At 66.1% G+C, this 8,475-nt stretch carries 9 protein-coding genes; 8 read left to right on the forward strand and 1 reads right to left on the reverse strand.

Translation table 11 applies throughout. The features are described from left to right. The 7 genes from RT697_RS26160 to RT697_RS26190 all read left to right on the forward strand — a co-directional run. On the forward strand, positions 1-1,190 hold a 1,190-nt coding region (locus RT697_RS26160), incomplete at its 5' end, for an FAD-dependent oxidoreductase (RefSeq protein ID WP_313702548.1). A 16-nt stretch (positions 1,191-1,206) separates the two neighbouring features. Continuing rightward, a complete protein-coding gene (locus RT697_RS26165; protein WP_313702549.1) occupies positions 1,207-2,430 on the forward strand; it encodes a 3-hydroxybenzoate 6-monooxygenase in 1,224 nt (407 codons plus the stop codon). Positions 2,431-2,544: 114 nt separating this feature from the next. Continuing rightward, on the forward strand, positions 2,545-3,723 hold the full coding sequence (locus RT697_RS26170; RefSeq protein ID WP_313702550.1) for an ABC transporter substrate-binding protein: 1,179 nt from the start codon (positions 2,545-2,547) through the stop codon (positions 3,721-3,723). Between the two features lie 78 nt (positions 3,724-3,801). Continuing rightward, positions 3,802-4,716: a branched-chain amino acid ABC transporter permease gene (locus tag RT697_RS26175; protein WP_313702551.1), complete on the forward strand. Its 915-nt coding sequence runs from the start codon at positions 3,802-3,804 to the stop codon at positions 4,714-4,716. 11 nt (positions 4,717-4,727) lie between these two features. After that, entirely contained in the window at positions 4,728-5,825 is a 1,098-nt protein-coding gene (locus tag RT697_RS26180) for a branched-chain amino acid ABC transporter permease (protein ID WP_313702552.1), read from the forward strand. Beyond that, entirely contained in the window at positions 5,822-6,571 is a 750-nt protein-coding gene (locus RT697_RS26185; protein ID WP_313702553.1) for an ABC transporter ATP-binding protein, read from the forward strand. The genes RT697_RS26180 and RT697_RS26185 overlap by 4 nt, the downstream gene beginning before the upstream one ends. Further along, complete coding sequence (locus RT697_RS26190) at positions 6,571-7,263, forward strand: ABC transporter ATP-binding protein (RefSeq protein ID WP_313702554.1); 693 nt, start codon at positions 6,571-6,573, stop codon at positions 7,261-7,263. The genes RT697_RS26185 and RT697_RS26190 overlap by 1 nt, the downstream gene beginning before the upstream one ends. Before the next feature lie 10 nt (positions 7,264-7,273). Here the strand turns inward: RT697_RS26190 and RT697_RS26195 are convergent, their stop codons facing one another. Beyond that, positions 7,274-7,636, reverse strand: a complete 363-nt coding sequence (locus tag RT697_RS26195; RefSeq protein WP_239215124.1) for a glyoxalase superfamily protein — start codon at positions 7,634-7,636, stop codon at positions 7,274-7,276. A gap of 52 nt (positions 7,637-7,688) precedes the next feature. Here RT697_RS26195 and RT697_RS26200 point away from each other — a divergent pair, with 52 nt between their 5' ends. Next, a complete protein-coding gene (locus RT697_RS26200; RefSeq protein WP_313702555.1) occupies positions 7,689-8,048 on the forward strand; it encodes a hypothetical protein in 360 nt (119 codons plus the stop codon). The last annotated feature ends 427 nt before the right edge of the window (positions 8,049-8,475 follow it).

Raw genomic sequence — 8,475 nt, forward strand, 5'->3', positions numbered from 1 at the left:
CCGCCGCCGGCGTGTCCAACTTCTGCGGACTGCACGCCAACATCCACGGCGACATTCGGCAGGTGGTGCACGGCATGACCGACGATCTGCTGGACCGCATGCGCGCGATGGACGGGCTGAACGATCCGCATCTGATCCTGGGCAAGATCCACGCTCAGGCCTACGACATCTCGGCCTTCAAGTGCGCGGCCGACGGCCTGGTGCAGGACAGCGGCGCGCAAGTGCTGTTCCATGCGCTGGCCACGGGTCTGACGCGCGATGAACAGGGCCGCGTGGACGCGCTGTTCCTGGAAACCAAGTCCGGCCGCTGCGCCGTGCGCGCAAAGATCTTCATCGACTGCTCGGGCGACGCCGATATCGCGCAGTGGGGCGGCTTGCCTTTTGAAAAGGGCGACGCCCACGGCCACATGCTCTACCCCACGCTGATGTTCAAGGTGGGCAACGTGGACGGGGTGCGCGCGCAGGAGGCCTGGAAGACCATCCCCACGCTGATGGACGAGGCCGCGTCCAGCGGCGAATTCACCTTTCCGCGCAAAGGCGCCATCGTGCGCCCGCAAAAGCACGATTACGAATGGCGCGTCAACGTCACGCAGCTTGCCAATGCGGACGGCAGCGCGGCGGACGGCACCGATGCGGATTCCCTGTCGGCAGGCGAATTGGAAGGCCGCCGGCAGATCATGAACTACCTGGCATTCCTGCGCGCCAAGGTGCCCGGTTTCGAACAGGCCTATGTGCTGGACATCGCGCCGCAGCTCGGCATCCGGGAGACCCGCCGCATCGTGGGCGAAGCCGTGCTGACGCAGGAGCACGTACTGGGCTGCGCGGATTTTCCGGACAGCATCGGCGTGAACGGCTGGCCGCTGGAAATGCACACGGCGGGCGACGTGAAGTGGGTGTGGCCGCCCATTCCCGAATCGCGCGGCTACAACCAGCTGCCGTTTCGCATGATGGTGCCGCGGCGCGGCCCGGGCGTGGCCGGCAACGTGCTGGTGGCCGGCCGCTGCGCGTCGATGACGCACGAAGGCCAGTCGGCGGCGCGCGTTAGCGGCAGCTGCTTCGTCATGGGCGAGGCCGCCGGCACCGCATCCGCGATGGCGCTGCGCGACGGCATCGCGCCCGGCGACGTTTCCATTTCCGCGCTGCAGGCGCAATTGAAGCAACAGGGCGCCTTCCTGGGCGGCCACGACTGACCCGCGAGATTCCGACATGACTACGAACCAGGCTGCAAACCCGAAGACGCAAACCGTGATCGTCGTGGGCGGCGGCATCGGCGGGCTGGCGGCCGCGCTGGCGCTGACGCGGCAGGGCATTGCCGTGCAACTGCTGGAGCAGGCCGCGCATATCGGCGAGATCGGGGCCGGCATCCAGCTCGGGCCCAATGCCTTCGCGGCGCTGGATGCCCTGGGCGTGGGCCGCACAGCACGCGATCGCGCCGTCTTCACCGACCACATCATCATGATGGATGCGGTGGACGCCAAGGAAGTCGTGCGCATCGACACCGGGGAGGCGTTCCGCGCGCGTTTTGGCGGCCCGTACGCGGTGATTCATCGCGCCGACATCCATCTGTCCATTCTTGAAGCCGTGCAGCAGGACCCGCTGATCCAGTTCCGCACGTCCACGCAGATCGCCAGCATGGTGCAGGACGACCACGGCGTGGAAGTCGTGGACACGCAGGGCAACCGCTACCGCGCCGACGCCGTGGTGGGCGCCGACGGCGTCAAGTCCGTGATCCGCGAGCGCATGGTTGGCGATCCGGCGCGCGTCACGGGTCACGTCGTCTATCGCGCGGTGGTCGAGCAGGAAAACATGCCCCGCGAACTGCGCATCAACGCGCCCGTGCTGTGGGCCGGTCCGCATTGCCACCTGGTGCACTACCCGCTGCGCGGCGGGCAGCAATACAACCTGGTCGTCACATTCCATAGCCGCGAGCAGGAAGAATGGGGGGTGCGGGAAGGCAGCAAGGACGAAGTGCTGTCGTATTTCCAGGGCATTCACCCCACGCCGCATCAGATGCTGGACCGTCCGACCTCCTGGAAGCGCTGGGCGACTGCCGATCGCGAGCCGGTGGAACGGTGGGGCGAGGGCCGCGTCACGATCCTGGGCGATGCCGCACATCCCATGACGCAATACATGGCCCAGGGCGCCTGCATGGCGCTGGAAGACGCCGTGACGCTGGGCGAGGCCGTCAGGCAGTGCGAGCACGACCTGCCCGCCGCCTTCCGCTTGTACGAATCGGTCCGCATCCCGCGCAGTGCGCGCGTGGTGTGGTCCACACGCGAAATGGGCAGGCTCTATCACGCGCGCGGCGTGGAGCGCACCGTGCGCAACATGCTGTGGACGGGACGCAGCCAGGCCCAGTTCTATGACGCATTGCAGTGGCTGTATGGGTGGAAGGTGGAGAACTGTCTGGCGGGAGGCATGCCGCAATAAGCGCCGCGGCGATTCGACGCGGCAATACGACGCAGCAATCAACGACGCAGCAGGGTAAACGCCGCTTGCCAAAGAGCAGGCGGCAGACAAGCATCAGTACAGGAGGAGACAACCATGCACAAAAGCACCATCCGCGGCGCGGCCGCCGTCATGCTGTCATTGGCCTCGTATGCGGCCAGCGCGCAGCCAAAACCCGTGGACATCGGATTCATCGGCACGCTTTCCACGCCCGCCGGCTACATCGGCGAGGACGAGCGCGACGCCTTCATGCTGGCCGTCAAGGAAGGCGGCGGCAAACTGGGCGGCGTGCCGGTCAACGTGCGCGTCGAGGATGACGCGCTCAAACCCGCCAACGCCAAGCAGATCGCCGACAAGATGGTGCAGGGCGGCGTGCGTCTGTTCACCGGCATCAACTTCTCGAACGTCATGGCCGCCGTCGGCCCAACGGTGCTGAACGCCGGCGCCTTCTACGTCAGCCTGAACGCCGGCCCCTCCAACTTCGCGGGCAAGGCCTGCAATCCCAATTATTTCTCGGTGGCGTTCCAGAACGATTCGTACGCCGACACCGCCGGCATGGCCGCCAACGAGTTGGGCGCCAAGCGCGTGGTCATCATGGCGCCGAACTACCAGGCCGGCCGGGACGCCATCGCCGGCTTCAAGCGCACCTACAAAGGCGAGATCGCCGACGAGATCTACACCAAGCTCGAACAGGCCGACTTCTCGGTGGAGCTGGCGCGCATCCGCTCTCTCAATCCCGACGCCATCTTCCAGTTTCATCCGGGCGGCGCAGGCATCAACCTGACCAAGCAGTTCGCGAACTCGGGCCTGGCGGACAAGATCAAGATGATCACGCCCATCTACTCGATGGACGATCGCATGCTGGCCGCCACCGGCACCGCGGGCAAGGGCTTTTACCTGAGCTCGCTGTGGAGCGCCGACCTGGACAACCCGCAGAGCAAGCACTTCGTCGAAGCCTTCACCAAGGCCTACAACCGCCCGCCCACCGCCTATGCGGCGCAGGCCTACGACACCGCCAATCTGATCGGCTCCGCGTTGAAAGCCGTGAACGGCGACATCACCGGCAAACCCGACGACTTCCGCAATGCACTGCGGCGCGCGGACTTTCCCAGCGTGCGCGGCAAGTTCAAGTTCGGCTCGAACCAGCACCCCATCCAGGACTGGTACCTGCTGCATATCGAAACGGGCCCCGACGGCAAGCTGGTCTACAAGAACCTGAAGGTGCTGGCCCGCGACCACACCGACGTGCACGCCGCCGACTGCAAGATGCCGTGACGCGGCACAAGGTGCGCGGCGCCGGGCTCGCCGGCGCCGCGCACCTCGCCATACAGGCTCTCCGAAGAAGGAGTCGCAATGCTGATGTTTCTGGAGCAGGTCCTGAACGGCCTGCAATACAGCGCCTTGCTGTTTCTGTTGTCGGCGGGTTTGACGCTGGTGTTCGGCATCATGAACGTCATCAACCTGACGCACGGCTCGTTCTACATGGTGGGCGCGTTCTGCGCGGCCAGCGCGGCCGCCTCCACGGGATCGTTCGTCGCCGCCCTGCTGGCCGCGTTGGCGGGCGCGGCGCTATACGGCCTGATCATCGAACTGCTGGTCATCCGCCACCTGTACCGGCGCGACCACCTGGACCAGGTGCTGGCCACGCTGGGGCTCACGCTGTTCACCAATGAGCTCGTGACCGTGCTGTTCGGCCGCAGCCCGCCCTTCATGGACATTCCGCCCTTTCTGTCGGGATCCGTCGCGCTCCTGCCCGGGTTGAACTATCCCATCATGCGGCTGGCCTTCATCGGTGCGGGCGCGTTCGTCGCACTGGGCCTGTGGCTGCTGATCTCGCGCACGCGGGTCGGCATGCTGGTGCGTGCGGGCGCCGACGACGGGGAAATGGTCGACGCGCTGGGCGTGAACATCCAGCGCCTCTTCACCCTGATCTTCACGCTGGGCGCCCTGCTCTGCGGCTTTGCGGGCGTCATGGCCGCGCCCCTGTTGGCGGTGGAGATCGGCATGGGCGAGCGCATTCTCATCACCACGTTCGTCGTCATCGTCGTGGGCGGTGTGGGATCGGTGCGCGGGGCGCTGGTGGGATCGCTGATGATCGGCATGACCGATGCGCTGGGGCGCGCCTACATCCCCTTCTGGATGTCGCGCCTGCTGCCGCCCGAACTGTCGGACTCCGCGAGTTCGAGTCTGGTGTCGGCCAGCATCTACATCCTGATGGCCATCGTGCTGCTGTTCAAGCCGCGCGGGCTGGTGCCGGCCCAGCGATAGGGAAGATATTCATGACCAGATCGATTCCACCGTCTGCCGCGGTTGCCCCGGTGTCTGACACCCAGGACGCAACCGCCGCATACCACCACCGTGCCTCGGGGGTGTCAGACACCTACACCGACACCTACGCGGCCGGTAGGCCTCGCCTCACCCGCAGCGTCGTCGTCAACGCCGTCGGGCTGCTGCTCTTCGTCCTGGTGCCGGCCATCGCGTCTGCCACCGGCGAGAGCTTTCTCGTCAACCTCATGACGCGCTTTCTCATCTACGCGATCGCGGCCGTCAGCCTGGATCTGATTCTGGGCTATGGCGCCATGGTCAGCTTCGGCCACGCCGCGTTCTTCGGGCTGGGCGGCTACGTCATCGGCATCGCTGCCTACCACGTCAACATGGGCGAGACGATCTTTGGCTGGAGCGGCAGCAATGCCGCGCTGGTCATGTGGCCGCTCGCCGTCGCGGTTGCCGCGCTGGCCGGGCTGGTAGTGGGCTTTCTGTCGCTGCGCACTTCCGGCGTGCAATTCATCATGATCACGCTCGCCTTCGGACAGATGCTGTACTTCATCCTTGTCGGGCTGATGATCTACGGCGGCGACGACGGCCTGTCGATCGATGCGCGCAACACGCTGCCGGGGCTGAACGTGAACGATCCGGCCACCTTCTATTACGTGTGCCTGGCGCTCATGACCGTCTGGATCATCGTGTGCCGGCGCATCGTCAATTCGCCTTTCGGCATGGCGCTGCAAAGCATCAAGCAGAATCCGCGCCGCAGCATCGCGCTGGGTCTCGCGCCGCTGCGCTATCGCCTCACGGCGTTCGTGCTGTCGGCCGCCGGCACCGGCCTTGCCGGCGTGCTGTGGGCCAACTACGCGCTCTTCGTCAGCCCGGACATGTCGGCCTGGCAGAAATCCGGCGAGCTGATGGCCATGGTCATCCTGGGCGGCATGGGGTCGATCTTCGGCCCGGTGCTCGGCGTGGCCGTGTACCTGGGCCTCGAGCAGGTCGCCACCGGCTGGACCGAGCACTGGATGCTGATCCTGGGGCCCGTGCTGGTCCTCGTGGTGCTCTTCGGCAAACGCGGCGTGTACGGCTGGCTGGCGGGAGGCAAGCAATGACGAATCCCAAACTTGAAATCCGCGGCCTGCAGAAATCCTTTGGCGCCGTGCAGGCCACGCAGGGCGTCGACCTGGCGGTCCGGCCCGGCGAGCTGCACGCGCTCATCGGCCCGAACGGAGCGGGCAAGACCACCCTGCTCTCGCAGATCAGCGGCGAAATCCTGCCCGACGCCGGCAGCATCTGGCTCGACGGCGCCGACATCACGCGCATGCCCGCCTACCGGCGTCCGGCCGCAGGCCTGGCCCGTTCGTTTCAGATCAGCCAGCTCTACCCCGACTTCACCGCCGAAGACAACGTCGCCATGGCCGTGCAGGCGCACAGCCCTGGCGGCTTCAATCTGTGGCGCAGCGCGCGGCGCATGACCCGGCTGCGCGAACCGGCGCGCGACGCGCTCGAACGCGTGGGCCTGGCCGGACGCGCCGGCGTGCGCGTGTCGGCGTTGGCGCACGGAGAGAAGCGTCAGCTCGAACTGGCGATGGCGCTGTCGCTGGACGCGTCCGTGCTGCTGCTGGATGAACCGATGGCCGGCATGGGCGCCGAGGAGTCGCAACGCATGACCGCGCTGCTCCAGACGCTGAAAGGCCGCTACGCCATCCTGCTCGTCGAACACGACATGGACGCCGTCTTCGCCCTGGCCGACCGCGTCACCGTGCTGGTCTACGGCAAAACCATCTTTACCGGCACGCCCGACGAGGTGCGCCGCCATCCCGACGTGCGCGCCGCCTACCTGGGCGAGGAGGACTGATGCTGCAAGTGAACCAACTGCAAGGCGGCTACGGCGCCAGCAAAGTGCTCTTCGGCGTCGACATGGACATCGCGCCTCGGCAAGTCGTCTCGCTGATCGGCCGCAACGGCATGGGCAAGACCACTACCGTCAAGACCCTGATGGGCATGCTGCCCGCGCAGGGTGGCGCCATCCTGCTCGACGGCAAGCCCATCACCGGCATGGCCCCGCACCGCATCGCGCAGCTAGGCATCGGCCTCGTCCCCGAAGGCCGCCGCGTGTTTGGATCGTTGTCCGTGGAAGAAAACCTCGTCGCCACCGCCCGCAATACCCGCGCCGGCTGGCACGTCGGCCGCGTCTTCGACCTGTTCCCGCGCCTGAAGGAACGCCGCACCCAATCCGCGCGCACGCTTTCCGGCGGCGAACAGCAGATGCTGGCCGTCGGCCGCGCCCTGCTCATCAATCCGCGCCTGCTCATCCTGGACGAAGCCACCGAAGGCTTGGCGCCGCTGATCCGCCAGGAAATCTGGAACTGCCTGCGCCGCCTGAAGGAAGAAGGCCAGACCATTCTTGTGATCGACAAGAACCTCAAGGAGATGGCGACCCTGGTCGACCGCCACCACGTTCTGGAAAAGGGCCGCGTCGTCTGGCAAGGCAGCCCTGCCGAGCTGGCCGCGCAGCCCGACCTGGCGCATCGCTATCTAGGGGTCTAGCCGCGGGCCGCTAGTCCTGCGACTCGCAAAAACTCAGCCGATTGCCAAACGGATCGATCACCGCCATCACGCGCCCCCACGGCATCTCCTCGATGCCGGGCCGCATGTAGGCATACTTCCTGGCGCTGACTTCCGCGTGGAACTCGTCCACGCCCTGCATCCGCACGAACACCGCCGACCCCGGCGTCGCATCGCCATGATGCTCAGACAGATGCAGCACCAGGTCCCCGCGATGCACCTGCGCATACAACGGAAAACCCGCCTCGAAGCGATGCTCCCAGTCCCACGTGAATCCCAGGAAATCCAGGTAAAAGTCGCGCGCCTTTTCCACCGAGAAAATGCGCAGGATCGGAATGGCGGCTTGAAGGTGCATGGCGGGGCCTTGGTAGTATGCGAGGAATTCAGCATAGAACAGAAGCCCCTACATGCCCATTGCCACCCAAGACTCCTGGAAACACCTGCCTGCGCCGGCGCAACGTGAACCGCTGCATTTTCAGGGGCGTTATTCCGCCGACGAGTACGCCCGCTTGCAGCAGGGCTTCGTGCCGAAGGAAATGGAAGACAAGTGGTTCATCTACATGCATGACGGTTGGTTGCGCTTGCATCGGAGCTGGACGGGCAACTGGATTTTTGCACTGCGGCTGGAGCAGGACGGCGATGCATGGACGGTGACCGATTCGTGGGTGAATCGCGATCCGGAGCAGTACCGACTTACGGATGCGGAATATGACCGGGATTCGCTGCAGAGGATGTTGCAGTGGCTGATCAAGGGGCCGGCGATTTGAGGTAGGCGCCTGGGTGTCAGACACCGGGAAGAGCGTTGCACCGCGGACGGTGTCAGACACCCGGGTCGCATGTGCCCGGGATCGGAGCGGCGTCTCTTAGGGTGTCAGACACCTGGCAATAAGCGCGGACGGGGTCAGCAACTTGGACGGTGTCAGACACCCGGGTCGCATATGCCCGGGATCGGAGCGGCGTCTCTTAGGGTGTCAGACACCTGGCAATAGCGCCATCGCCCCGACGCAAGACTCCGCGTAAGCCCCGCCAGGCCGCCCGCGCGGCCGACGCGGGGCGGGCACCGCAAGATGCTTCATACCCGATCCACCCCAGCCAAGAACCTCAAGAACCCGCCCGCCCCAGCGCCCGCCAAGCTGAAACCACCGGAGCCCGGCGTGGCGTCGGCCTGGGGTGCGCGGGGCGTGTAGATGCGCC

Origin of the sequence: Achromobacter sp., from assembly GCF_032113835.1 — a bacterium.
Lineage (GTDB): Bacteria > Pseudomonadota > Gammaproteobacteria > Burkholderiales > Burkholderiaceae_B > Achromobacter.

What these genes read in the sequence shown, in the direction of transcription:
- RT697_RS26165 (WP_313702549.1), top strand. Translation starts at nt 1,207, where the DNA reads ATGACTACGAACCAGGCTGCAAACCCGAAGACGCAAACCGTGATCGTC.
- RT697_RS26170 (WP_313702550.1), top strand. Translation starts at nt 2,545, where the DNA reads ATGCACAAAAGCACCATCCGCGGCGCGGCCGCCGTCATGCTGTCATTG.
- RT697_RS26175 (WP_313702551.1), top strand. Translation starts at nt 3,802, where the DNA reads ATGCTGATGTTTCTGGAGCAGGTCCTGAACGGCCTGCAATACAGCGCC.
- RT697_RS26180 (WP_313702552.1), top strand. Translation starts at nt 4,728, where the DNA reads ATGACCAGATCGATTCCACCGTCTGCCGCGGTTGCCCCGGTGTCTGAC.
- RT697_RS26185 (WP_313702553.1), top strand. Translation starts at nt 5,822, where the DNA reads ATGACGAATCCCAAACTTGAAATCCGCGGCCTGCAGAAATCCTTTGGC.
- RT697_RS26190 (WP_313702554.1), top strand. Translation starts at nt 6,571, where the DNA reads ATGCTGCAAGTGAACCAACTGCAAGGCGGCTACGGCGCCAGCAAAGTG.
- RT697_RS26195 (WP_239215124.1), bottom strand. Translation starts at nt 7,636, where the DNA reads ATGCACCTTCAAGCCGCCATTCCGATCCTGCGCATTTTCTCGGTGGAA.
- RT697_RS26200 (WP_313702555.1), top strand. Translation starts at nt 7,689, where the DNA reads ATGCCCATTGCCACCCAAGACTCCTGGAAACACCTGCCTGCGCCGGCG.